We start from the raw sequence: 25,653 nt of genomic DNA, 5'->3' as shown, positions 1-25,653 counted from the left end.
AGCTTTTTTCTGTTTCCTGTGTGTTTTTGAAAGGAGGAAGTTGGATGAATCATATTTTACAAACCTTTTCGGAGGATACTCATACACAAAAATTTATAGCTGATTTGAAAAAGGGGCAAGACCATCAACTGATTTCCGGTTTATCCGGCAGTGCGCGGCCGATTTTCTACCAGACAATCTGGTCGGAAACAGAAACCCCTTTATTGATTGTGACACCCAATTTATTGCATGCCCAGCGTGTATACGATGACTTGGTGCGGCTTGTTGGGGAGCAGCAAGTCCACCTTTACCCTGCGGAAGAGTTGATTGCTGCAGAGGTGTCATTTTCAGGACCGGAACTGCGGGCTCACCGCATCGATACGCTGGATCATATGAAAAGCGTTGGCAAAGGCATTTACATTACACCGGTAGCAGGAATGCGCAAACTATTGCCGACACAAGAGCAATGGGATTATGCCACACTGCGCATCGCTGAAGGCGAAGAGCTGGATACAGAAGAATGGCTGCTAAAATTGGTGGCGATGGGCTATTCCCGTACACCAATGGTGACCACTCCTGGAGAGTTCGCGCTTCGAGGGGGAATTCTGGATATTTATCCGTTGAACTTTGAACATCCGGTCCGCATTGAGTTGTTTGATACGGAAGTGGATTCGCTGCGGCTGTTTTCAGCCGAAGATCAGCGTTCACTGGAGAAAGTTCAATCATTGTGCATTCTTCCAGCAAGTGAATTGGTGCTGTCGAAAGACCAGCGCATCGAATTGGCGGGGAAATTAGAAGCTAAACTTGCTGCCAGTTTGAAGAAAATCAAAGCTGACGATACGAAAGCTTTGATGCTTCAGCATATTCAGCACGACATTGATTTGTTGAAACAAGGTGAAACGCCGGAGCAACTGGCGAAGTATGCGGCCATGATTGATACACAATCGGCGTTTCTCGGTGATTATTTCCCGGGCAATGGACTTGTGTTTTTTGACGAACTGGGGCGCATCCAGGAAATGACCGATACCTTAGAGCGCGAAGAAGGCGATTGGATTGTCTCGCTGCTGGAAGAAGGAAAGTTTCTTCATGATGTTTCGTTAACTTACACGTTCCGGGAAATGATGGCGAAGCTTGAGCAGAAAGTGACGTTCTTGTCTTTATTCGTCCGGACGTTCCCGATGGTGACGGTCAAAAAATCCATTGCCTTTTCATGCAAGCCGATGCAGTCTTTCCACGGCCAAATGCATCTCCTGAAAGCAGAGATGGAGCGATGGACTTTAGGGAAGTTCCAAATCTTTATCGTGGCGCAGGGAGAAGATCGCATGCAAAAAGTGCGTGCCGTTCTGGCCGATTATGACATGGAAGCGGAAATTGCCTCGTCTTCGACAGAAATTCAAGGCGGTAAGATTTATTTGGTTGATGGAGAATTATCGACCGGGTTTGAAATGCCGTTGCAGCGTTTGACTGTCATTACCGATTCGGAATTGTTCAAGCAGCAGCCGAAAAAGAAAACGCGTGCTCAAAAGCTGACGAATGCCGAGCGCATCAAGAGCTACTCGGAAATCAAACCAGGCGATTACATTGTCCACATCCATCACGGCATCGGCCGTTTTGTCGGCATCGAAACCTTGGAAAGTGGCGGCGTTCATAAAGATTACCTTCATATTGTCTACAAGGCTGACGATAAATTATTCGTACCGGTCGATAAAATCGACTTGATCCAAAAATACATCGCGTCTGAAGAAAAAGAACCGAAGCTCCATAAGATGGGCGGCGCAGAATGGAAGAAAACCCGCACGAAAGTATCGGCAGCAGTCCAAGACATTGCGGATGACCTGATCAAACTTTATGCGGAGCGGGAAGCGTTAAGAGGCTTTGCATTTTCCGAAGAGCAGGACATGCAGCGCCAATTTGAAGCAGAGTTTCCTTACGAAGAAACGGTCGATCAATTGCGCTCCATTAATGAAGTAAAACGCGATATGGAAAATGAACGGCCGATGGACCGCTTGATCTGTGGCGATGTTGGTTACGGCAAAACAGAAGTCGCCATCCGCGCGGCATTCAAAGCCGTATTGGACGGCAAGCAAGTGGCGTTTCTCGTACCCACGACCATATTGGCACAGCAGCATTTTGAAACGATGAGCGAGCGGTTCAAGGATTACCCGATTACGGTCGGCTTGATGAGCCGGTTCCGTTCCAAAAAACAACAGGGCGAAACCGTCAAAGGGCTGAAGAATGGATCAGTTGACGTAGTTGTCGGCACACACCGCATTTTATCGAAAGATATGCAGTACAAGGATCTTGGTTTGTTGATCATCGACGAAGAACAGCGCTTTGGAGTGACGCATAAAGAAAAAATCAAGCAAATGAAGACCAACGTAGATGTGTTAACGCTGACGGCAACACCGATTCCGCGGACGCTTCATATGTCGATGATCGGTGTACGCGACTTGTCCGTCATCGAAACGCCGCCGGCCAATCGTTTCCCGGTGCAAAGCTATGTTATGGAGCACAACGGCGCTCTCGTGCGCGAAGCTATCGAGCGCGAAATGGCACGCGGCGGCCAAGTGTTTTATTTGTACAACCGAGTGGACGATATGACGCGGAAAGTGGAAGAAATTCAAGCATTGGTACCGGAAGCGCGCGTCGGCTATGCCCACGGGCAAATGAGCGAAACCGAACTGGAATCGGTCATTTTAGGATTCCTTGACGGTGATTACGATGTTTTGGTGACGACGACCATCATCGAAACCGGGATTGATATTCCAAACGTCAACACCTTGATCGTTTACAACGCCGATCGCATGGGCTTGTCGCAGCTTTATCAATTGCGTGGACGCGTCGGGCGTTCGAGCCGAGTGGCTTACGCTTATTTCATGTATCAGCGCGACAAAGTGCTGACGGACGTTGCAGAAAAACGTCTGATGGCCATCAAAGAATTCACCGAACTTGGCTCCGGCTTTAAAATCGCCATGCGCGATTTAACGATTCGCGGGGCAGGTAATCTGCTTGGTTCACAGCAGCATGGCTTCATTGATTCTGTCGGCTTTGATCTGTATTCGCAAATGCTACAGGAGGCCATCGACGAACGTCAGTCCGGTGTGAAAAAAGAAGTGGTTCCGGAAATCGAGATTTCACTCGATGTCGATGCCTATATTCCCGATTCCTATGTCAGCGACGGCTACCAGAAGATCCAAATGTACAAACGCGTCAAAGGTGTGGAGACGGAAGAAGAAATGACCGAGCTGCAGGATGAATTGATCGACCGTTTCGGCGACATGCCAAATGAAACCGACAGTTTGCTGCGTATTGCCCGCATGAAAGTATGGGCACGCGAAGTAGGCGTCGAGTCAATCAAGCAAAACGGTAAAGTTGTGACCGTCAAGCTGAGCGAAAAAGGCACATCCAGCATTAACGGCGGCAAAGTGGTGGAAGAATCAGCTGCGTACGGACGCGCCGTCGGCTTCAGCATGTCCGGCCAGCAGCTGGTCATGTCCATTGATGAAAACAAAACCAAAAAACTGCATCCGTTCGATGTGTTGGAAGGCATGATCAAACTGCTGCCGGAATCGCTTCGTGAAGAAAAATCGGTTAGTTGAGTCGAACGAAAGAATGATTGTTTTGGACGATTCAATAGCCCAACCTTACTTGCTGAAGGCGCGTTTGAGAGCTGAGCGAAGCAAGAAGACGTAGGATTTTCCCGGTTTCTTGCGGGAGTTGTGCCGCGAGCGATCGTATAACAGCAAAAACTTTTCCAACATATAAAGTTACTATAAGCAAGAGATGAGTGGGTCCGGTGAACAATGAAGGCACAATGAAATCATTTATGAAAGGTGCGGTCTTGCTGACGATTGCAGGATTTATCGTCAAGCTGCTGAGCGCGGTCTACCGGGTGCCTTTTCAGAACCTTGTCGGAGACCAGGGCTTCTATATATACCAGCAAGTGTATCCGTTTGTTGCGATTTTCGGCATCTGGACATCCTACGGCTTTGCTGTAGCAGTTTCCAAATTGCTGGCGGATACCGACAGGCAAACACACGGGCCAATTTTGCGCATTGCGTTCCTGTATGTGGCCGCTATTTCCGCATCGGTATTTGCTTTGCTGTTTTTCGGTGCAGAACTTCTGGCAGGTTGGATGGGTGACAGGCAACTGGACGGCTTGCTGAAAGTAGGTGCGTTTTCGGTGCTGTTAATGGCGCCGCTCGCTATTTTAAAAGGATATTTTCAGTCGCGCAATGACATGGCGCCAGTTGCCTATGCGCAGGTGATGGAACAGGGACTGCGTGTATCAGTCATTTTAATCGGCACCTGGCTCGTCGTTTCGAGCGGATTTTCATTGTACGCTGCGGGACAAATGGCGATGCTGGGTGCAGTTGCCGGCGGGCTTGGGGCAGTGGTCTTGCTGCTGGTCTACTTCCGCAAGCAGTCAAATTTTCTGAAACAGCCTGAACAAGTCAGAACTTGGCCGGTCATCAAGGAAATGACTGCGGTCAGTTTGAGTGTCAGCATGAGTTCGTTAATCCTATTATTATTTCAGTTGGTCGACTCGTTTACAGTATTCCGGCTGCTGGAAGAAAGCGGTCTCGCACGTCTTGCTGCAATGGAACAGAAAGGAATCTACGACCGCGGCCAGCCGCTTGTGCAATTTGGCATTTTAATCGCCACTTCGCTGACTTTAGCAATTGTGCCGCTGGTCGCACGGACTTCTAAAAAACATAACGGCAGACCGCCGGAGATGTATGCCCAATTGGCATTTCGCGTGTCTTTTCTGTTTGCATTCGCCGCTGCGGCAGGGCTGACCTTTGTCATGCCCCACGTGAATGAAACCTTATTTCAAACACGCGAACAGTCCGGTGCCTTGATCATCTTCAGTTGGCAGATTGTCTGGATGTCGCTGCTGCTGATTATGACGGCGATGCTTCACGGACTCGGTAAGGTAAGAGTTCCAGCTTTGCTGCTGCTGTTGGGCTTGGTTGTAAAAGTCATTGGCAATTGGCTGCTGCTGCCCATTTGGGGAGTCACGGGTGCGGCTGTTGCCGGGAATATCGGCTTAGCGGTGATCGTAGCGGGCTTATTGTTCTATTTCAAGAAAGTCTGGCCGCTGCAGTTTGCTCCGCTTTCCTATTATGGCTGGCTTTTTGGAGCTGCTTTGGCCATGTCTGCAGTAGTGCTGGGCTGGGCGATGGTGGCTGATGGCTACTTGTTTGATGGCCTGTCCAGCCGAGTAGGTGCAACACTCACAACTGCTACGGCCATTCCGCTTGGTGCTGTGGTATTCATGGCAATAGTCGCCAAGAGCCGCATCATTACCGAAAAAGAATGGTATATCATTCCGTTCGGCCGCAAGTTGGCAGGACTGCAATTAGCACTAAATTCAAAGAAAAAAGGTGAAAAGCGATGAACACCATTCACATTATCGGCCTTGGCGCCGGAGATTTAGACCAATTGCCGCTTGGCGTCTATAAAAAGCTGAAAGCTGCGGATAATTTATACGTACGAACCGAAGATCATCCGGTACTGGTAGAACTGGCACAGGAAGGTGTAACTTTTACAAGCTTTGACGGGGTTTATGAAAAATACGACACCTTCAGTCCGGTCTATGAAGAAATTGCTGAAACGCTGGTTGATTTATCTCTTAAGGCATCGGTTATTTATGCCGTTCCAGGACACCCTTTAGTGGCAGAGCAAACTGTACAAAACCTAATTGACGCTGAAAAACAGGGGAGATGCCAACTGGTCATCGAAGGCGGACACAGTTTCCTGGATTCACTGTTCGGGGCGCTTCGCATCGATCCGATTGAAGGTTTTCAATTGATGGACGGCACAGAAATGACGAGTGACCAAGTCAACATGACACAGCACTTATTGATTGCCCAAGTGTATGACAGCTTTAGTGCGTCGGAAGTCAAATTGACGCTGATGGAAAAATACCCGGATGACTATTTAGTAACTATCGTGACGGCTGCCGGGTCTAAAGACGAAGTGCTGCGTACCGTGCCGCTTCACGAATTGGACCGTTCAGCGGAAGTCAACAACTTGACGACGGTTTATGTTCCGCCGGCAACTGAGCAAAACCAGCGCTTAAAGGAATGGCAAACATTCCGCAGCATCATTGCGAAGCTGAGAAGCCCTGAAGGCTGCCCGTGGGACCGCGAGCAGACGCATGAGTCGCTGAGTCCATTTTTGATTGAAGAAGCACACGAGCTGCTTCAGGCGATTCAGGAAGGCGACGATGACGCGATCGCTGATGAATTGGGCGATGTCTTGCTGCAGGTATTCCTGCATGCCCAAATCGGCCAGGATAACGGCTACTTCCAGTTAGAGGATGTGCTGGAATCCATCGGTGCGAAAATGATTCGCCGCCATCCGCATGTGTTTGGGGATGCGACGGTGAAAGATGCCGATCAGGTTGTCGCCAATTGGCAGGAAATCAAAGCACAGGAAAAACCGGCTGCTGAGTCTTTGTTGGATGGCCAGGACCGATTCAGTTCTTCTTTGACCACCTCGTTCAATTACCAGAAAAAAGCGGCGAAAGTCGGATTCGGCTGGCCGGATGCTGCCGGTGCATGGGATAAATTCCATGAAGAATTGCAGGAGTTTCAACAGGAAGTAGCGAAAGGTTCCAAAGCCCGCCAATTGGATGAACTCGGCGATTTGTTGTTCACTCTTGTGAACATTGCCCGTTTCTTTGACTTATCACCCGAAGAAGCAATGATGCAGGCAAACCGAAAATTCCAAACGCGTTTCAACTATGTGGAACAGCAAGTAAGGCAGGGGACTGGAAACTTCAGCGACTACACGCTGGAGCAGTTGGATAGATTTTGGAACCAAGCCAAACTATTGGCAAGAAAGGAAGAATAATTATGCGCCTCGATAAATTTTTGAAAGTTTCACGTTTGATTAAACGCCGTACGTTAGCGAAGCAAGTGGCTGACCAAGGCCGCATCACGGTAAACGGCAATAAAGCAAAAGCCAGCTCAGTCATCAAAGAAAATGATGAGCTGCAAATCCGCTTCGGCCAAAAAGTCGTGACGGTGCGGATCGATCGGTTGAAAGAAGTCGCCAAAAAAGAAGAAGCGGCCACTATGTACACCATCTTGAAAGAAGAAAAGTTGGATAAGGTCGAACCTGAATTTATTGATGATGAAGCGTAAATGTTTTTAAAACCTGCCTTGTGCAGGTTTTTTTCTGAACAAAATGCACCATGGATAAAGCAGGTCATCTTCTATATGATGAAATCGCCAAGATTTTGATGCTCAGCGGCAAGTAGACAGAAAAACGCCTAAGGAATCGATCGATTCCTTAGGCGTTTCTTATTTATCAGCCATCAACGCAACGAGTACAGCTTTTTGGGCATGCAGGCGGTTTTCGGATTCCTGGAAAATCACCGAATGCGGTCCTTCCAAAATGCCGGTCGTTACTTCTTCTTCACGATGGGCAGGGAGGCAATGCATGAAAATATAATCTTCATTGGCATGCTTGACGAGTTCTTCGTTCACCTGGAAGCCCTGGAAATGCTGCAGGCGTTCAATCGTTTCCTGTTCCTGCCCCATGCTGGCCCAAACATCGGTATAAATAATATCGCTCCCGGCAACTGCTTGTTCCGGGCTGTCAGTAATAACAATGGTCGAACCGGTGTATTGAGCGATGTCTTTCGCCAAAGCCACCATTTCTGCAGTGGGCGCATAAGTAGCAGGTGAGGCGATGCTGATATCCATGCCGACTTTGGCGGCACCAATCATCAAGGAGTTGGCCATATTATTGCCATCACCGATGTACGCCATTTTCTTGCCTTTTAGTGTACCGAAATGCTCGAGGATGGTCATCAAATCCGCCAGCACCTGGCAAGGGTGATAATCATCGGTCAAGCCGTTGATGACCGGAATGGAACTAAAGTCTGCCAATTCCTGGACAACAGATTGATGGAACGTGCGGATCATCAGTCCATCGAGATAACCTGACAGGACGCGTCCGGTATCGGCAATGGTTTCACCTCGTCCTATTTGTGTGTCCTGAGAGCTCAGGAACATAGCGTTGCCGCCGAGCTGTAGCATGCCAGCTTCAAACGAAACACGAGTACGGGTAGAGGACTTTTCGAAAATCATGCCGAGTACTTTTCCTTTTAACAGCGGCAAGTACTTGTTTTCGGGTTTTTTTAGTTCGATTGCCAAATGAAGCAAGTCTATAATTTCATCTGTGCTGTAATCTTTCAGGGACAGGAAATCTTCTTGGACAATCGATGGAGCAAATGGAATCGCCATTGTCATTTTGCAAGCACTCCTTTCGGTAATGTGGTAATGGATGAATACGTTCCGTTAAAAGCAGCTGCTGTTTCAGGGCGTGTCCAAACATGGAGACGGTGAATCGCTGCTTGCTTGGCATTGGTGCTTTCCGGGTCAGGGACAAAATCGATATAAGCTTTTTTATCTTCTGTTTTCAGCCACTCCTCAAAAGGCATGAGTGATTCGGTGACAATGGCAAAGCCGTGTGATTCCCACAATGTGTTGTCCACTTGGGCAATCGACCCTTCCGCGACAAACACAGTGCCGCCAGAAGCAAGGTCGGCCAATTGAACAGAAGCCCCGTTCAAGGCTTTTGCGATGGCTGTGTCCAGGTCGGGACTTGAGCCGATTACTTCGCCGGTCGACATCATTTCAGGAGACAGGACAGGGGACAAGCCCGGCAGTTTAATATGGGAGAAGACCGGTGCTTTGACCGTATACTCCGGCTGTCGGTTATAGCTTTCTTCTATGTGGAGCTCTTCGAAAGGCACTCCCAGCAATAGAGCCGTCGCATGCTGCACGAGCGGCACATCCGTCACTTTCGAGCTGATCGGTGCTGTACGCGATGCACGCGGGTTGATTTCCATGACGTATAATTGGTCGCCTTCGTAGACAAATTGAATATTGAACAAGCCCGTGTATGCCATGTTTCTGGCAATATGCTTCGCCGTTTTCGAGAGCTCTTGAAGTGCCTGTTCTGATAAAGAAACCGGCGGTGTTATGGAAATACTGTCTCCGGAATGAACCCCGGTTCCTTCAACATGCTCGAAAATGGCAGAGATCCAGACATTTTCGCCATCGGTCAGGATATCCGCTTCCACTTCCTTGCCGGTGACAAAATGATCAACCAGTACCGGAAAGGCCATGGTTGTTTGCTGCAGCCATTTGCCAAGTTCTGCCTCGTTATGCAACACGATCATGCCGCGCCCGCCGATAACATAAGACGGACGCAAGAGCACCGGGAACCCGAGCGAACGGGCTGCCGGTATGACAGCTGACGCATCAAGTGCCGTTTTGCCAGGAATGGTCGGCAAGCCGATCGATTCCAGAAACGCATAAAACCGGTCGCGGTCTTCCATTTGATCCAATAAATCGACTGTCGAACCGAGCACCGTGATGCCGGCTTCCTGCAAAGCAGCTGCCACATTCAGCGAAGTTTGCCCGCCAAACTGGAGAATGACCTGATTAATGCCTTCAAAATCCAGGACATTGAGAATGTCTTCTGGCGTCATCGGTTCAAAATACAAAGCATCTGCGACTTCGTAATCGGTGCTGACCGTTTCCGGATTGTTGTTGATCATAATCGCTTCATAGCCCAGCTTTTGGGCGGCCAGTACACTGTGGACGCAGCAATAATCGAATTCGATGCCCTGTCCAATTCGAATCGGTCCAGACCCCACAACCGCGACTTTTTTCTTATGGTGAGAACGGCTGACATCGGAAAAACCTTGCCATGTGGAATAAAAATAATTGGTGTCTGACCGGAACTCGGCAGCACATGTATCAATCATGCGGTAAGCAGGCGTTACTTGCCAGATGCGTCGCTGTCCCCAAATCTCAGGACAGGTGACATTCCAAAGGTCCGCCAATTGCTGATCGCTGAAGCCAAGTGTTTTGGCTTGCAGCAGGCGGGTGCGGGTCATGCTGTTCCAGTCCAGTTGCTGAAGCTCTTTCCATTCGGTAACGATATTGGCCATCACCGAAAGAAAATAAGGCGTAATGGCCGTGATGCTGTGCAAAAATTCAATGCTTTTGCCGCGAATCAACAGTTCAAAAAGCACAAACAGTCTGCGGTCATCGGCTTCAGTTGCCAGCGTGCATAAATCTTCTGTCGAAAAGTGGGAAAGTGGTGCCAGGCGAAATCCATCAATCGGCAATTCAAGTGAACGTATCGCTTTTTGCAGCGCGGCTTCCATGCGGCGTTCGATAGCCATGACTTCGCCAGTTGCTTTCATTTGTGTGCCAAGTTTGCGCTCAGCCTGCGGGAACTGGTCGAATGGCCAGCGCGGAATTTTGACGGCTACGTAATCCAGTGCGGGTTCAAAGCTGGCAAATGTGGTGCCAGTCACTGGGTTTTTCAATTCCGCCAATGTGTAGCCAATCGCCAGCTTTGCAGCGATCTTGGCAATCGGATAGCCTGTTGCTTTGGAAGCGAGTGCCGAAGAACGGCTGACGCGCGGATTGACTTCAATCAAATAATAAGCGGACGTTTCCGGGTGCAGGGCGAACTGAACGTTGCAGGCACCAATAATGCCGAGCGCTTCAATGATGTGGATAGAAGAGCTGCGCAGCATATGGAAATCTTTATCGTTCAATGTCTGGCTGGGTGCCACAACAATCGAGTCGCCCGTATGCACGCCGACCGGGTCCAGGTTTTCCATGTTGCAAACGGTGATGCAGGTTCCGTCAGCATCGCGCATAACTTCATATTCGATTTCCTTGTAGCCGGCAATGCTGATTTCGACCAGACATTGCTTAATCGGGCTGGCGCTTAATCCTTGACTGACCAGTTTGATGTAGGTCTCTTCATTTTCGGCAATTCCGCCGCCAAAGCCACCCAGTGTGTAAGCCGGACGCACGATGAGCGGGTAGCCGGCTGAAGCAGCAAAGTTTAGGGCGTCTTCGACGGAATAAATAATATCACTGTCTGGAACAGGTTCGCTCAATTGGTTCATTAGCGAACGGAATTGTTCGCGGTCTTCCGCTTGCTTGATGGCTTTCATGTCGGTGCCAAGCAGCGTAACACCATATTGTGTCAGGATGCCCGAATCGAATAAAGCCATCGCCAGATTTAAGCCGGTTTGTCCGCCGACTGTTGCAAGCAGGCCATCCGGACGTTCTTTTTTTATGATGGCCGTAACACTGTCCAAAGTCAGCGGTTCAAAATAGACTCGGTCAGAAACAGATTTATCGGTCATGATGGTTGCCGGATTATTATTGATCAGCACAACATGAATCCCTTCTTCTTTTAGCGCCATACATGCCTGAGTGCCTGAATAATCAAATTCTGCTGCTTGCCCAATGACAATGGCTCCCGAGCCAATGACCAGTACTTTTTTTATGGCTTCTTGCTTAGGCATGCATTTTCACTCTCTCTTTCTGTTGTGCGGCCCCTAAAAATTGATGGAACAGTTCAAGGTGATCGGCTGGGCCGGGCGCCGCTTCCGGATGGAATTGGACTGTGGTCACGGGCAAGGTATTGTGGACAAGGCCTTCAATGCTGCCATCGTTGACGTTTTCGTACAGTACGGAAAACGGCGTGCCTTGCAAACTGGCGCTTTCCACCACATAGCTGTGATTTTGAGAACTCATGCTGACCCGCTTGGTCCGCAGGTTCATCACCGGATGATTGGCGCCGCGATGGCCGTATGCAAGCTTGGCCGTTTTAGCGCCAAATGCCGAAGCGAGGACTTGGTGGCCGAGGCAAATGCCGAAACTTGGATAGCGTTCAGCCCAGTCGCGGTATGTGGGAAGTAAATGCTGAAGGGCTGCCGGATCTCCTGGGCCATTTGAAAAAAGCAGGCCGTCCAGTCCGAGTGAGTCGAGCTTTTCTGTTGGAGTTGCATAAGGAATGATGCTGACCTTGCAGTCCAATTCGAGCAGTTCTTTTAAAATAGAAGATTTATAATGGAAATCAATCAATCCAATGTGAGTCGAGCCGGAACCGAAAGCTTGGATTTCTTGAAGAGTTGTGATGACCGGGAAGAAATCGGTTTGCACCGGTTTCCAAGGCAGTTCTGGCAAGGATGCATGGACAAGCTGCGATTGCATTGTTCCCGATTCACGAACATTTTGAATGACAGAACGTGTGTCGACTCCGCTCAAAATGGGAATCTTGTGGCTGGTGGCAAAGTCAGCGAGCGAAATGGCATCCTTGCTGAGAGGACCTTCATACAATCCGGCAACAATGATGCCAGCAGTCTGGATTTGGTCGGACTGTGCATAAAGCGACTGGATTCCGTATTGCCCGATCAAAGGGTAAGAAAAGACGATAATCTGACCTTTATAAGAAGGATCAGTCAAAACTTCTTCATAGCCGGTCATTCCCGTGAAAAAGACGATTTCTCCTTGAATAGCAGAAACCTCGCCATGCCATTGCCCTTTGAATGCTTTTCCATCTGATAACGTCAATAAACCTGTCATTTGCTTCACTCCAATTTTATTCAATAATTTTGTATATTTATAAGTTTAGAATAAATTAAAATTCGATGAAACCCTATAAACGTTCATAAAAAGATAATGATTAGTATTATAAAACTGTATAAAAATTAAGTCAATAGTATTTTTATTAATTGAAAGTAAAAGTTCGAGTTGGATTTTTTAAGAAATAGAGTGAAAATAGCGGGAATTATTCAAAAAGCTTATAATATCAAGGCTTTTCATGTATAATAATGACAAAGTTAGTATGGAAGGGGAGCGGGTCATGAGTTTGAAGAGAGACAACCAGACGGAAAAGCGCGAAGTCACCTCAATTCGCAATGACTATGTCCGTTCGGTTGAAATGGAAGGGCAGCGCAAAAAAGCTCACCGGGTACGATTATTGAGAAGGCTGAGCGTATTTGGTTTAATGGTGTTAGTGGCGACAATTTGGGTCGGGTCTACGATTTATGCCCAATCGCAGACGATTTCTGAAAAAGAACAGCTTCGTGAAGAAACATTGCTGATGCTTGAAGAAGTTGAAAAAGAGCAGAACCAGTTGGAAGAACAAATTCTATTATTAAATGATGAAGAATATTTGGCTAAATTGGCGCGCAAAGATTACTTTCTTTCAGATGAAGGAGAGATTATTTTTACAACACCAACTGATGAAGAAAATCCTACAGAAGAAGAGTAGTCAGTTGACACTCTTTTTTTGATGGTTATAATAAAAAGTGGGATAAGTCCCGCAAAATGACAGTGTGGCCCAGTATTTTGGAGTCATCTTAATTTTTAAGGAGGAGCATTTTTTTTATGTCGATTGAAGTAGGCAGCAAGTTAGAAGGTAAAGTCACAGGTATTACAAACTTTGGAGCATTTGTTCAGCTTCCAACTGGTGCAACAGGCCTCGTGCATATAAGTGAAGTCGCCGACAACTATGTGAAAGATATTAACGATCATTTAAAAGTTGGCGAAATGGTAGAAGTTAAAGTCATGAATGTAGAAGCAGACGGCAAAATTGGTCTGTCCATTCGTAAAGCGAAGCCACAGCCACCCGGCGGCACAGAACGACCACAACGCCCACGTCCAAGCAATCGTTCGTTTGAACGCGCTCCAAAAGAAAACTTCGAAACAAAAATGGCGAAGTTCTTGAAGGACAGCGAAGAAAACATGACGACCTTGAAACGCGCTACGGAATCGAAACGCGGCGGCCGAGGAGCAAAAAGAGGCTAACTTGCTAGCTGTTTTAATAGTATAGGGAAATGCTTCAACACAGTTGGAAATCAATAGTAGAAACGCTTCTCACATGGGAAGCGTTTTTTTTAATCGCATTTAGTGGATTTGCCTGGGAAATTTGACGCAAAAAAAGCAACGTCCGATTCGGACGCTGCTTAAGGATAAAGTTTTCAGTTGAAGAATAATGGCGGCAGAGGGGATCGAACCCCCGACCTCACGGGTATGAACCGTACGCTCTAGCCAGCTGAGCTACGCCGCCTTGTTTAAACGAACATTTAATAGCATACTATTGAAAGATCCAGCTGTCAATTGCCATTTTAAAATAATTTTATCTTATTCTTCTGGACTATCTTAAAGATAAAGGCGAGCGAGGTGAAAAAAATGAAAAGCTTTCAGGAGCTGATGACGGAGCATATCCGCAAGCATCGCTTGCTTGATTCCGGAGACCTTGTACTGGTTGGCTGTTCGGGAGGAATCGATTCGATGGTATTGCTTCATTTCTTGAATGCCAATAAAGACGAGTTTGGCATTTCCATTGCAGCCGTCCATGTTGACCATATGCTGAGAGGCGAGGAATCCAAACAAGACAGAAAATTTACGGAAGCAATAGCTAAGGAATGGGGAGTGGATTGCTTTAGCCGAGCTATTTCAATCCCGGATATTTGGAAAGAAAGAGGAGGCAACAAGCAGCAGTTGTGCCGATCTGAACGTTACGCTTTCTTCCAGGAAATCATGGAAAAAACCGGTGCTGCCAAACTGGCAACGGCCCATCATGCAGACGATCAGCTTGAGACTGTCCTTATGTCAGGGTTAAGAGGGAGCCTACAGGATGGTGATTTTGGAATGCCAACCAGCCGTTTGTTTGGAACCGGTCGCTTGATCCGTCCTCAATTGGCGGTGGATAAAGAACAGATTGCAGCATATGCCAAAGCGCACGGAATTCCGTACCGGGAAGACTCCAGCAACGCGGAATCGGCTTATGCACGAAATCGGCTGCGGCAGCGAGTTTTGCCGCTGTTGAAAGAAGAAAATAACCAAGCTTCCCAAAATTTTGTTGAACTGGCTGAAGATATGCAGCAGGATCAGCAATTTTTGAGGGAATTGGCTGAGGAAAAATTGCAGCAATTGATTCGGACAAAAGCAGATGCGATTGTTTTGTCTGCCAAAAGTTTCAGACTCGAGGCGCGCGCTTTACAAAAAAGAATGGTTCTACTACTATTAAACTATCTATATAATCCGAAGCAAGTTCCCGTAACAAGACAGCTGGCTGAACAAATGCAGGAAATGATGCAAAGTTCTTCTGGCACTGTTTTCTTACATTTGCCGAAAAATTATGTAGCGACCCGCCAATACGACACGGTCTTTCTGACCCGCCAATCGCTCGAACCCACCCCTGCTGCATTCGTCTCGATTACAACTGAATGGACGACGCTTTACCATGGCTGCCGTTACAAAGTCATGCCTTCCGAGGAATGGAAAAAAACCGAAGATGCTGCAACTTGGTATTTTTGTGCGCCGGAAGATTCGCAGTTTTTTTTGAGAAGCAGAAAACCAGGTGACCGGATTCAGCTTGCCGGAATGGATCAGCCAAAGAAATTGGCGCGTTTAATGATTGATGAAAAAATCCCTGTGCCTCAGAGAGCAAGTTGGCCTGTCATTGCAACTGGCAAAAACGAACTTTTATTGGTGCCAGGCTTACGCCCATCTGTTATGGTCAGTCGACACAAACGCGACGGAGACAATTGGGTACTAATTGAACAATGTTTATAGAGTGTAAAACCAGGATTATTAGGAGGTCCACCATGCTACAGAACGATATTAAAGAAGTATTGATCAGTGAAGAACTGCTCCAGGAAAAAGCACGTGAATTAGGGGCAACGTTGACAGAGGATTACAAAGACAAGTATCCACTGGCTATTGGTGTATTAAAAGGCGCAATGCCATTTATGGGAGATTTGATGAAACGCATTGACGGCTTTGTCGAAATGGATTTCATGGACGTTTCAAGCTATGGCAATGCTACCGTTTCTTCAGGAGAAGTTAAAATCATCAAAGATTTAAACGCTAGTGTTGAAGGACGCGACCTTCTGATTATCGAAGACATCATCGACAGTGGATTGACGCTCAGCTATTTGGTGGACCTGTTCAAGTACCGGAAAGCCAAGTCGATCAAGATCGTTACATTGCTGGACAAGCCGACAGGACGCAAAGTCGACTTGAAAGCTGATTATGTCGGCTTTATCGTACCGGATGCATTTGTGGTGGGCTACGGGTTGGATTACGCAGAAAGATACCGGAATTTGCCGTACATTGGGATTCTGAAGCCTTCAGTTTACAGCGGAGAAGAAGAATAGACAACGATCGTTCACAGTCTATGGATTTATCAGCGGGAATAAGGCCTTTTCGTTGTATGCTTAAATGTTCCTATGGTAGTATTTAGTATAGTTTTAGGGAAACTTTATGAGGAGGCGCGGGATGAATCGGATATTTCGATACACCATATTTTATTTACTGATTTTCCTAGTTATTATCGGGATTCTGGGCACTTTTAACAATAGCAACCAGCCGACTGAAAATATAGGATATAACGAATTTTTAGAAGCACTGGAAAATGGGGAAATTACGGAAGTAACCATTCAGCCAGAAGCAATGGTTTATGAAGTTACAGGCGTAATGGAAGGCTATGAAGAAGGCCAGTCATTTGTAACGAATATTCCGCTTGAAAACGAAGCATTGACGACTCAAATCGATGAAGTCGCCAGCTCGCAGGATGTGCAGGTTGAATTCTTGAAAGCCCCACAAACAAGTGGTTGGGTTTCATTTTTCACAGGCATCATTCCGTTTATCATCATCTTCATCCTTTTCTTCTTCTTGCTTAATCAGTCACAAGGCGGCGGAGGCGGCCGTGTGATGAACTTTGGTAAAAGCAAAGCGAAGTTGTATGATGATCAGAAACAAAAAGTTCGCTTTAATGATGTAGCTGGAGCAGATGAAGAGAAACAGGAACTTGTAGAAGTTGTTGATTTCCTGAAAGATCCGCGCAGATTTGCAGACATTGGCGCGCGCATTCCAAAAGGGATTTTGCTTGTTGGACCTCCGGGTACCGGTAAAACCTTGTTGGCACGTGCCGTGGCCGGAGAAGCAGGCGTTCCTTTCTTCTCAATCAGTGGTTCTGATTTCGTAGAAATGTTTGTGGGTGTCGGGGCTTCTCGAGTTCGTGATTTGTTTGAAAACGCTAAGAAAAATGCACCTTGTATCATTTTCATCGATGAAATTGACGCAGTCGGTCGCCAGCGTGGCGCTGGTCTTGGCGGTGGACACGATGAGCGTGAGCAGACATTGAACCAACTATTAGTTGAGATGGATGGCTTTGGTGCAAACGAAGGCGTTATTATTATTGCAGCAACAAACCGTCCAGATATTTTGGATCCTGCTTTGCTTCGTCCAGGACGTTTTGACCGTCAGATTACTGTAGGTCGTCCAGATGTTAAGGGCCGTGAAGAAGTGCTTAAAGTACATGCACGCAACAAACCGCTTGATGAAAATGTTGATTTAAAAGCGATCGCTCAGCGCACACCTGGATTCTCAGGTGCCGATTTAGAGAATTTATTGAACGAAGCGGCACTTGTGGCAGCTCGTCGCAGTAAGCTCAAAATCGATATGTCCGATCTTGATGAAGCATCAGACCGTGTTATTGCAGGTCCTGCTAAGAAAAACCGTGTTATCTCGAAAAAAGAACGCAATATCGTGGCATTCCACGAATCCGGGCATACTGTGATCGGCTTAATATTGGATGACGCAGATATCGTTCATAAAGTAACCATTGTTCCTCGTGGCCAAGCTGGCGGCTATGCTGTCATGCTGCCAAGAGAAGATCGCTACTTTATGACGAAACCGGAATTGCTTGATAAAATTGCGGGATTACTCGGAGGCCGTGTAGCTGAAGACCTTTCATTCGGTGAAGTATCGACCGGCGCCCATAACGATTTCCAACGTGCGACGGCAATTGCCCGCAGCATGGTAACGGAATACGGCATGAGTGATAAGATTGGTCCGGTTCAATTCGGTACAGCGCAAGGCGGGAACGTTTTCTTAGGACGTGACTTTAACTCAGAACAAAACTATTCGGATGCAATCGCATTTGAAATTGATCAGGAAGTCCAACGCATCATCAAAGAGCAGTATATTCGCACAAAAGAGATTCTGACTGAAAACCAGGACCTTCTGAAATTAATTGCCAATACATTGCTTGAAGTTGAAACATTGGATGCTGCCCAGATCCTTCACTTGAAAGATCATGGAACGCTCCCTGAACGTTCATACGAAACATTGAACGGCGACTTTGGAGATGACAACACACCTGATTTGAAAAAAGACGGTGACGCTGCAGACGCAGTAGGTGCACCAGCTGACCCTTCAGCAGGAGACCTGCCAGAAGAAGGCGGCGAGTCGGCTCCAGTAAGTGATCCGATTCAAGAAAGACGCAAATAAGCAAAATGATGAGCTGGTTGCCCGTTCCCTTTGAAGGGAAGAGGCGATCAGCTTTTTGCTTTCTTGAAATTATGGTATGATGTGGTGGAAATTCGTCAATAAGTGAGGGCAAATCATGATTTTAGTATTGGATGCTGGAAACACAAATATCGTCCTGGGTGTCTATGATCAGGACCAGTTATTGCATCATTGGCGTATGGAGACTCTTCGCTATAAAACAGAAGATGAGTATGGGATGCAGATTAAGGCATTTTTAAACGATGCCGACTTAAGCTTTTCATCTATCAACGGTGTTATTATGTCTTCGGTTGTGCCGCCGATCATGTCTGCCCTGGAGCGGATGTGCCAAAAATATTTTCAGGTAAAACCGATGATTGTCGGACCTGGTGTTAAAACTGGGCTCAATATCAAGTACGACAATCCAAGGGAAGTTGGCGCCGACCGTATTGTCAATGCAGTTGCAGCCATACATGAATACGGCAGTCCGCTAATCATTGTAGACTTCGGCACGGCCAACACGTTCTGTTATATTGATGAAAAACAGCAATATATGGGCGGGGCTATTGCTCCGGGCATCAACATTTCTACAGAAGCACTTTATGCGCGAGCTTCTAAGTTGCCGCGAATAGAGATTGCTACGCCTGATCAGGTTGTCGGAAAAAATACCATATCTGCAATGCAGGCAGGCATCGTCTACGGCTATGTGGGCCAGGCTGAAGGAATTGTAGCGCGCATGAAAAAACAGAGCAAGAAAACGCCAACAGTCATTGCGACCGGTGGCATGGCTTCGATCATTGCTGACGAATCAACGGTTATTGATTACGTAGATCCTTTTTTGACTTTAAAGGGCTTGTATTTAATATATAAACGCAACCAAGCGTAAAGAAAGGAACGATACTTGTGTCAGATTATTTAGTTCGCGGCCTCGGATTTAACGGGAGTGTCCGTGCATTTGCAGTAGACAGTACGAAAACAGTTGGAGAAGCACAGCGTCGCCACATGATGTGGCCAACAGCAACGGCAGCTTTGGGGCGTGCCATGACTGGCGGCGTCATGCTTGGCGCGATGCTGAAAGGCGACGATAAAGTGACGATTAAGTTTGAAGGCGGCGGACCGGTTGGTGCTTTGCTGGTGGACAGCAATGGAAAAGGCGGCGTCCGCGGATATGCCTCGAACCCTCAAACCCATTTTGATTTGAACAAACAAGGAAAATTGGATGTCAGCCGTGCGGTTGGTACGGACGGTATGATGTCGGTCGTTAAAGACTTGGGCATGCGTGATAACTTCACAGGCCAAACACCGATCGTATCCGGAGAGATTGCTGAAGATTTTACTTATTATTTTGCTGCATCTGAACAAGTGCCTTCTTCTGTCGGATTGGGTGTCTTAGTTGACACGGACAATTCGGTGCTGGCAGCTGGTGGTTTTATCGTGCAATTGATGCCAAATACAGACGATGAAACCATTACAAAAATTGAAGAGCGCCTGTCCAACATCGAACCTGTCTCCAAAATGATTCAGCGGGGACTGTCGCCTGAAGAAATTCTTGAAGCGGTACTTGGAGAAGGAAATGTCCAAATTCTTGATAAAATGCCGGTAAATTTCGACTGTAACTGTTCCAAAGATCGGTTTGCTACAGCAATTCTGGGGCTTGGAAAAAAAGAAATTCAAGACATGATCGACGAAGACGGCATGGCAGAAGCGCAATGCCATTTCTGCCTGGAAACGTATCAGTATTCTAAAGAGGAACTCGAATCGTTTATCAATGAACTCCAGTCATAATAACCGGCGACCTGTGCCACCGGCAGGGACAGGCAAGCCGAAACGACATTTAAAAACCAAACCGGTATTATTGATTATCGGAATTTTGCTATTAGCTAACTTGCTATGGTTTATTGCGTGGTTGATTCCAAATGACGCAGGGAATGCGGAAACAGTGGCTTCTGTCAGCGGCGAAGACATCACGCGTGAAGAATGGCTAGCTTCTATGGAAGAACAGCATGGCCGCGAAGCATTGCTCGAACTGGTCAATGAAAAAGTGATGGCGACAGCAGCAAGCGATTATGGAATTGAAGTAACGGAAAATGAAATTGACTTGGAATTAGCGTTGTTGCGGTCTTCGCAAGATAGTACGGAAACGGCTTTATATGCGGCAGATGAAACACGCCAACGTGAAAAAGTAGAAGCCCAACTGATTCTTGAAAAAGTGCTGACTAAAGATATTGTTATCGAAGACAGTGAAATTCAGGCCTACTATGATGACAATCAATCACTTTATGATGTGAAAGACTCCTACCGGACACGCATGATTGTGCTGAACTCGGTCGCGGAAGCTGAAGAAACCATTGCTGAACTGGAAAAAGGCTCTTCATTCGAAGCGACTGCCCGTGAACGTTCAATCGACAGTGCGACAGGCAATCTCGGTGGGGACATTGGGTATATCTCGAGTGGCGACCCGGGCGTAGATGAAAATATCTCCACGACTGTGGCAGAAGTTGAAGTTGGCGGCTGGTCAACTCCGCTGGCGCTTGAAGACGGTCGAACTGCCATCATCTCTGTGACTGAAAAGGTGGAAGGCCAGACGTTTTCATTTGAGGATGTAGCAGGCCATATCAACCGTGAGCTGGCGTTGGAGCAACTGCCGCAATCGGTGACCCCGGAGGCATTTTGGCAGGAATTCGATGCCGAATGGTTTTATGGAGAATAAGTTTTACTGGACGTTTCGGCAGCGAAACGTCTATTTTTTATAAATTCATACTATTTGACAAACGATCCGGATTATTGATACCATTAGCTTTATTAAAGTCGACAAAATCACTAGGGATTAGGAGTGTTGAAAAATGGCACGTGTAGGAAATTCAATTACCGAATTGATTGGGCAAACCCCAATTGTGAAATTAAATCGATTGACAGGTCCTGAAGATGCGGAAGTTTATTTGAAACTAGAATACTTTAATCCTGGCAGCAGTGTGAAAGACCGCATTGCGCTGGCGATGATTGAAGCGGCTGAAAAGTCAGGAGACCTAAAAGAAGGCGACACGATCATTGAACCGACAAGCGGCAACACGGGAATCGGTTTAGCGATGATTGCAGCAGCTAAAGGCTATAAATCGGTATTGGTTATGCCGGAAACGATGAGCATGGAACGCCGCAATCTACTGCGTGCATACGGGGCAGAATTGATTTTGACGCCTGGTGCAGATGGGATGAACGGACCCAATGGCGCCATCAAAACTGCGGAAAAAGAAGCGGCTGAAAAAGGCTGGTTCATGCCTCAGCAGTTCAACAACGAAGCGAACCCAGAAGTGCATCGCTTAACGACGGGTCCGGAAATTGTGGAAACAATGGGCGATCAGTTGGACGCATTTATTTCAGGAATTGGTACAGGCGGAACCATCACGGGTGCTGGCCAAGTGTTGAAAGAAAAATATCCGGATATTCAGATCGTAGCTGTAGAGCCTACAGATTCTCCTGTCCTATCGGGAGGCAAGCCAGGCCCGCATAAAATCCAAGGAATTGGAGCAGGATTCGTCCCTGCTGTATTGAACACAGAGATTTACAATGAGATTATCCAAGTTAGCAATGAGCAATCTTATGCGACCGCACGCCAAGCTGCGCGTGAAGAAGGCATTCTTGGAGGCGTATCTTCAGGGGCTGCGATTTATGCCGCTCTTCAAGTTGCCAAACGCTTGGGCAAAGGCAAAAAAGTATTGGCGATTATTCCGTCCAACGGAGAACGCTACTTGAGTACACCGCTTTATCAATTTGAGGAATCTAACTAAATGATTAAAAGGGTATGCCTCCTGGCTGCCCTTTTTTTGTGGAACAAAACTGGTTAATTGCGGTAAGATGAAGGCGCGCTTTTATTCCTCAGGGATAGATACCTATATAAGATGTGGACGGTGAAGCTTGATGAAAATTAATCTAAAAGATAAAACGCTCGTTATGGGCATATTGAACGTCACGCCGGATTCTTTTTCCGATGGGGGCAAATACAACGGGGTGGAGCAGGCGTTGATCCATGCGCGGCGGATGATTGCGGATGGCGTGGATATTATCGACGTGGGTGGAGAATCCACACGCCCAGGTTATATACAGATTTCTGATGATGAAGAAATAGCGCGAGTTGTTCCGGTAATTGAAGCGTTGCGGCAGCAGTTTGACGTGGTGATTTCCATTGATACGTACAAATCGCGTGTAGCTGATGCAGCACTTGCAGCAGGGGCGCATATGATCAACGACATTTGGGGAGCTAAATACGATCCGGCAATTGCGGGCGTAGCAGCCAAATGGGGTGTGCCCATTATCTTGATGCACAACCGCAGCGAAGCATCATACTCGGATTTTCAGGAAGACCTGTTGCAGGACCTTGCTGAAAGCATTCAGATTTCCTTGGCTGCTGGTGTATGCAAAGAAAATATTTGGCTGGATCCGGGTGTCGGATTTGCTAAATCTGTGGCTCAAAATCTCGAAGCGATGCAATTGATCGGACGGATGACAGAATGGGGCTATCCGGTTCTTCTTGGCACGTCAAGAAAATCGTTTATCGGAAAGATTTTGGATGTTCCTGTCGATGAACGCTTGGAAGGCTCGCTCGCAACAGTTTGCTACGGCATCAACCAAGGCTGTCACGTTGTGCGGGTCCATGATGTAAAAGAAACGGTGCGCGTAGTCCGAATGATGGATGCAATGACAGGCAAGCGCCCATACAAGGAGGAGAAGTAATGGATTTTATTCATGTGAACGATATGGAGTTTTATGGCTACCACGGTGTATTTCCTGAAGAAACAAAATTGGGCCAGCGATTTCGGCTAACGGTTTCATTAGCAGTGGACCTGCAGCAGGCTGGAAAGACAGATGCCTTAGAGCATACGGTGCACTACGGAGAAGTTTACGAAGCCTGCCGGTCAATCGTCGAGGGAGAACCGAAAAAACTGGTGGAAGCTGTGGCGGAAAGCGTGGCCGGTCGAATTCTGGCTGAGTTCCCATTGGTGCAAGGCATCCGTGTACAGTTAATCAAACCAGATCCGCCGATCCCTGGTCATTATAAATCCGTGGCCATTGAACTGACGCGAGGAACATTCGCATGAACCAAAGCTATTTATCGCTTGGCTCCAATATGGGAGACCGTTTCGACATGCTGCGGCAGGCTGTCTCACAGCTGGCAGACCATCCCGCCATCACGGTTATCGGCATATCTTCTCTCTATGAAACAGACCCTGTAGGATTTATAGATCAGGAGCCTTTTTTGAATATGGTCGTCCAACTTGAAGCGGAACTTGAAGCATTGGCGCTGCTTGATGTTTGTCAGGAAGTCGAACAAAATTTAAACCGCAAGCGTCTCGTCAGGTGGGGACCGCGGACAATTGATCTTGATATTTTATTATACAATCAAGAGGAGTTGGAAACAGAGAGGCTGATCATTCCACATCCGAGGATGCACGAGCGAGCTTTTGTCTTGGTTCCGTTGCTGGAAATAAATCCGAATCTAAAAGTCATCGGTGCTTTGGAAACAGATGGCGTGCGCTTGTGGCGATCGTATCGCAGCGTAAATGAGTTTGTGCAACATGTACAGTAGCGGTAAAACCTTACATATAAAAGATTTACGGTAAGTGAAATGCTGGTGCCCCACATGATTGACTGGTTGAAAATGGCTGGTCGATGCATAGAACGCAGAGCCGTCACAAATTTGTGGCTGCTTTTTTATGTAGTGTAGTAAGAAATTGTGTACAATAGAGAAATACGTGAATGAGATTGGCTTTATATAGATAAAGGAGTGTAGGACATGTCAGAAGAATTAAATGACCAATTATTGGTGAGACGCGAAAAAATGCAGGCGTTCCGTGACAACGGAATGGACCCGTTCGGCGGCCGCTTTGAACGAACTCACCTTTCGCAAGAAATTATTGAGCAATACGGTGAGCTTTCTAAAGAAGAACTTGAAGAAACTCCGCATGAAGTTGTTATTGCAGGGCGGGTTATGACGAAGCGTGGAAAAGGGAAAGCAGGTTTTGCCCATATTCAGGACCTTAAAGGACAGATTCAGATTTATGTACGCAAAGATGCAATTGGCGAAGAAGCCTATGAATTTTATAACACAGTCGACTTGGGAGATATTCTCGGAATTAAAGGAACTGTCTTTAAAACGAATGTAGGAGAACTATCAGTTAAGGCGAAAGAAGTAGAATTCCTGACAAAAGCATTGCGTCCCTTGCCTGAAAAATTTCATGGTTTAAAAGATGTAGAACAGCGCTACCGTCAACGGTACTTGGACTTGTTGACAAGCGACACCAGCAAAGAGACATTTATTCTGCGCAGCCGCATCATCCAGTCGATGCGCCGTTACTTGGATAACGCAGGATTTTTAGAAGTCGAAACGCCAATGCTCCATTCAATTGCAGGAGGAGCCGCCGCAAAACCGTTTATCACGCACCATAATGCACTGGATATGGAACTGTATATCCGCATCGCCATTGAACTTCATTTGAAACGCCTGATTGTCGGCGGTTTGGAGAAGGTCTATGAAATCGGCCGCGTTTTCCGCAACGAAGGAATATCAACGCGCCATAACCCTGAGTTTACTATGTTGGAACTGTATGAAGCTTACGCAGATTACAACGACATCATGGCACTTACTGAAAACTTAGTAGCGCACGTAGCGCAAGAAGTTCTTGGGACGACTACCGTACAGTACGGCGAAGATGAAATTGATTTAGCTGTAGGTTGGAAACGTCTGCATATGGCTGATGCGGTAAAAGAATACACGGGTGTGGATTTCTGGAAGCAAATGTCCAAAGAAGAAGCCCATGCTTTAGCGAAAGAACATAATATTGATGTAAAACCTACTATGGAAGCAGGACATATTTTAAATGAGTTCTTCGAACAGATAGTGGAAGAGCAGTTAGTTCAACCGACGTTTGTTTTCGGACATCCAGTTGAAATTTCGCCATTAGCGAAAAAGAACCCTGAAGATGAGCGATTTACTGATCGCTTTGAACTGTTTATCGTTCGTCGTGAGCACGCCAACGCATTTACGGAGTTAAACGACCCCATTGATCAGCGTGAGCGTTTTGAAGCGCAGCTGGTAGAGAAGGACGAAGGAAATGACGAGGCCCATGAAATGGACGAGGACTTCATAGAAGCTTTGGAATATGGATTGCCGCCAACAGGTGGACTGGGAATCGGAATTGACCGGTTAATTATGTTGTTAACAAATTCTTCCTCTATTAGAGATGTACTGTTGTTCCCGCAAATGCGTCCAAAAGAATAAGGTATCTTCAGAAAATGCCGATTTAAAGAGATTTTTTTCTTTAAATCGGTTTTCTTTATAAAAGGGCTTGTATCTGTTTTAAGAAGATGCTATACTATTTCTTGTCGCGTTTTTCATAATAAAAGATGCGAAGAATAACAAAGCAAAATAATTATTGACTTCTCAAAAGGAAGCTGGTAATATTGAAAAGTCGCCAAATGAGCGTGACAAACAACTTGAACCTTGAAAACTGAACAGCAAAACGTCAACAAACAGCAA

At 46.8% G+C, this 25,653-nt stretch carries 20 protein-coding genes and 1 tRNA gene; 17 read left to right on the top strand and 4 right to left on the bottom strand.

Annotated features, from left to right (window positions below):
• Nucleotides 1-44: 44 nt before the first annotated feature.
• The 4 genes from mfd (at nucleotide 45) to AC4EG4_RS18750 (ending at nucleotide 7,133) form a co-directional block, all read left to right on the top strand.
• Nucleotides 45-3,578, top strand: coding sequence for a transcription-repair coupling factor (gene mfd / locus AC4EG4_RS18765; RefSeq protein WP_490988686.1), 3,534 nt, complete (start codon nucleotides 45-47; stop codon nucleotides 3,576-3,578).
• A 197-nt stretch (nucleotides 3,579-3,775) separates the two neighbouring features.
• A complete protein-coding gene (locus AC4EG4_RS18760) occupies nucleotides 3,776-5,380 on the top strand; it encodes a putative polysaccharide biosynthesis protein (RefSeq protein WP_490988685.1) in 1,605 nt (534 codons plus the stop codon).
• Nucleotides 5,377-6,840: a bifunctional methyltransferase/pyrophosphohydrolase YabN gene (yabN, locus tag AC4EG4_RS18755; protein WP_490988684.1), complete on the top strand. Its 1,464-nt coding sequence runs from the start codon at nucleotides 5,377-5,379 to the stop codon at nucleotides 6,838-6,840. The genes AC4EG4_RS18760 and yabN overlap by 4 nt, the downstream gene beginning before the upstream one ends.
• A 2-nt stretch (nucleotides 6,841-6,842) precedes the next feature.
• The gene (locus tag AC4EG4_RS18750; protein WP_490980230.1) at nucleotides 6,843-7,133 is read left to right on the top strand and encodes an RNA-binding S4 domain-containing protein; all 291 of its coding nucleotides are present in this window, start codon (nucleotides 6,843-6,845) and stop codon (nucleotides 7,131-7,133) included.
• Between the two features lie 159 nt (nucleotides 7,134-7,292).
• Here the strand turns inward: AC4EG4_RS18750 and argF are convergent, their stop codons facing one another.
• Genes argF through AC4EG4_RS18735 form a run of 3 tightly spaced genes read right to left on the bottom strand, consistent with a single transcriptional unit; the run spans nucleotide 7,293 to nucleotide 12,404 of the window.
• Nucleotides 7,293-8,246 (bottom strand): ornithine carbamoyltransferase, encoded by a 954-nt coding sequence (gene argF, locus AC4EG4_RS18745; RefSeq protein ID WP_490980229.1) that lies wholly within the window; start codon nucleotides 8,244-8,246, stop codon nucleotides 7,293-7,295.
• On the bottom strand, nucleotides 8,243-11,341 hold the full coding sequence (gene carB, locus AC4EG4_RS18740) for a carbamoyl-phosphate synthase (glutamine-hydrolyzing) large subunit (protein ID WP_490988683.1): 3,099 nt from the start codon (nucleotides 11,339-11,341) through the stop codon (nucleotides 8,243-8,245). Before carB ends, argF begins: the two co-directional genes overlap by 4 nt.
• A complete protein-coding gene (locus tag AC4EG4_RS18735) occupies nucleotides 11,334-12,404 on the bottom strand; it encodes a carbamoyl phosphate synthase small subunit (protein ID WP_490988682.1) in 1,071 nt (356 codons plus the stop codon). Before AC4EG4_RS18735 ends, carB begins: the two co-directional genes overlap by 8 nt.
• A gap of 280 nt (nucleotides 12,405-12,684) precedes the next feature.
• On the opposite strand from AC4EG4_RS18735, the gene AC4EG4_RS18730 reads away from it, so the two are divergent.
• Nucleotides 12,685-13,095 carry an FtsB family cell division protein gene (locus tag AC4EG4_RS18730; RefSeq protein ID WP_490980226.1) on the top strand — a complete coding sequence of 137 codons (411 nt, stop codon included), beginning with the start codon at nucleotides 12,685-12,687 and terminating at the stop codon, nucleotides 13,093-13,095.
• 116 nt (nucleotides 13,096-13,211) lie between these two features.
• Entirely contained in the window at nucleotides 13,212-13,631 is a 420-nt protein-coding gene (locus tag AC4EG4_RS18725) for a S1 domain-containing RNA-binding protein (RefSeq protein ID WP_065536328.1), read from the top strand.
• Nucleotides 13,632-13,819: 188 nt separating this feature from the next.
• Here the strand turns inward: AC4EG4_RS18725 and AC4EG4_RS18720 are convergent.
• Nucleotides 13,820-13,893: transfer RNA gene (locus AC4EG4_RS18720), tRNA-Met, on the bottom strand.
• A 122-nt stretch (nucleotides 13,894-14,015) separates the two neighbouring features.
• Here AC4EG4_RS18720 and tilS point away from each other — a divergent pair.
• From tilS to lysS, 11 genes are all read left to right on the top strand, one after another.
• Nucleotides 14,016-15,404, top strand: coding sequence for a tRNA lysidine(34) synthetase TilS (gene tilS, locus AC4EG4_RS18715; RefSeq protein ID WP_490988681.1), 1,389 nt, complete (start codon nucleotides 14,016-14,018; stop codon nucleotides 15,402-15,404).
• A gap of 32 nt (nucleotides 15,405-15,436) precedes the next feature.
• Nucleotides 15,437-15,988 (top strand): hypoxanthine phosphoribosyltransferase, encoded by a 552-nt coding sequence (gene hpt, locus AC4EG4_RS18710; RefSeq protein WP_490980224.1) that lies wholly within the window; start codon nucleotides 15,437-15,439, stop codon nucleotides 15,986-15,988.
• Between the two features lie 121 nt (nucleotides 15,989-16,109).
• Nucleotides 16,110-18,125, top strand: a complete 2,016-nt coding sequence (ftsH, locus tag AC4EG4_RS18705) for an ATP-dependent zinc metalloprotease FtsH (RefSeq protein WP_490980223.1) — start codon at nucleotides 16,110-16,112, stop codon at nucleotides 18,123-18,125.
• A gap of 115 nt (nucleotides 18,126-18,240) precedes the next feature.
• On the top strand, nucleotides 18,241-19,008 hold the full coding sequence (locus AC4EG4_RS18700; RefSeq protein WP_490980222.1) for a type III pantothenate kinase: 768 nt from the start codon (nucleotides 18,241-18,243) through the stop codon (nucleotides 19,006-19,008).
• A 17-nt stretch (nucleotides 19,009-19,025) separates the two neighbouring features.
• Nucleotides 19,026-19,907: an Hsp33 family molecular chaperone HslO gene (gene hslO, locus AC4EG4_RS18695; protein ID WP_490980221.1), complete on the top strand. Its 882-nt coding sequence runs from the start codon at nucleotides 19,026-19,028 to the stop codon at nucleotides 19,905-19,907.
• Complete coding sequence (locus tag AC4EG4_RS18690; RefSeq protein ID WP_490988680.1) at nucleotides 19,891-20,832, top strand: peptidyl-prolyl cis-trans isomerase; 942 nt, start codon at nucleotides 19,891-19,893, stop codon at nucleotides 20,830-20,832. The genes hslO and AC4EG4_RS18690 overlap by 17 nt, the downstream gene beginning before the upstream one ends.
• A 133-nt stretch (nucleotides 20,833-20,965) precedes the next feature.
• On the top strand, nucleotides 20,966-21,907 hold the full coding sequence (gene cysK / locus AC4EG4_RS18685) for a cysteine synthase A (RefSeq protein WP_490980219.1): 942 nt from the start codon (nucleotides 20,966-20,968) through the stop codon (nucleotides 21,905-21,907).
• A 130-nt stretch (nucleotides 21,908-22,037) separates the two neighbouring features.
• Nucleotides 22,038-22,850 carry a dihydropteroate synthase gene (gene folP, locus AC4EG4_RS18680; RefSeq protein WP_490980218.1) on the top strand — a complete coding sequence of 271 codons (813 nt, stop codon included), beginning with the start codon at nucleotides 22,038-22,040 and terminating at the stop codon, nucleotides 22,848-22,850.
• Nucleotides 22,850-23,215, top strand: coding sequence for a dihydroneopterin aldolase (gene folB, locus AC4EG4_RS18675; protein ID WP_490980217.1), 366 nt, complete (start codon nucleotides 22,850-22,852; stop codon nucleotides 23,213-23,215). The genes folP and folB overlap by 1 nt, the downstream gene beginning before the upstream one ends.
• Complete coding sequence (gene folK, locus AC4EG4_RS18670) at nucleotides 23,212-23,703, top strand: 2-amino-4-hydroxy-6-hydroxymethyldihydropteridine diphosphokinase (protein ID WP_490988679.1); 492 nt, start codon at nucleotides 23,212-23,214, stop codon at nucleotides 23,701-23,703. Before folB ends, folK begins: the two co-directional genes overlap by 4 nt.
• A 207-nt stretch (nucleotides 23,704-23,910) precedes the next feature.
• A complete protein-coding gene (gene lysS / locus AC4EG4_RS18665) occupies nucleotides 23,911-25,395 on the top strand; it encodes a lysine--tRNA ligase (protein WP_490980215.1) in 1,485 nt (494 codons plus the stop codon).
• Nucleotides 25,396-25,653: the final 258 nt, after the last annotated feature.

This window comes from Planococcus sp. TJ-201 (assembly GCF_058268495.1).
Note: the sequence above shows the minus strand (reverse complement) of the source record. Positions and strands in the feature narration are given on the sequence as shown.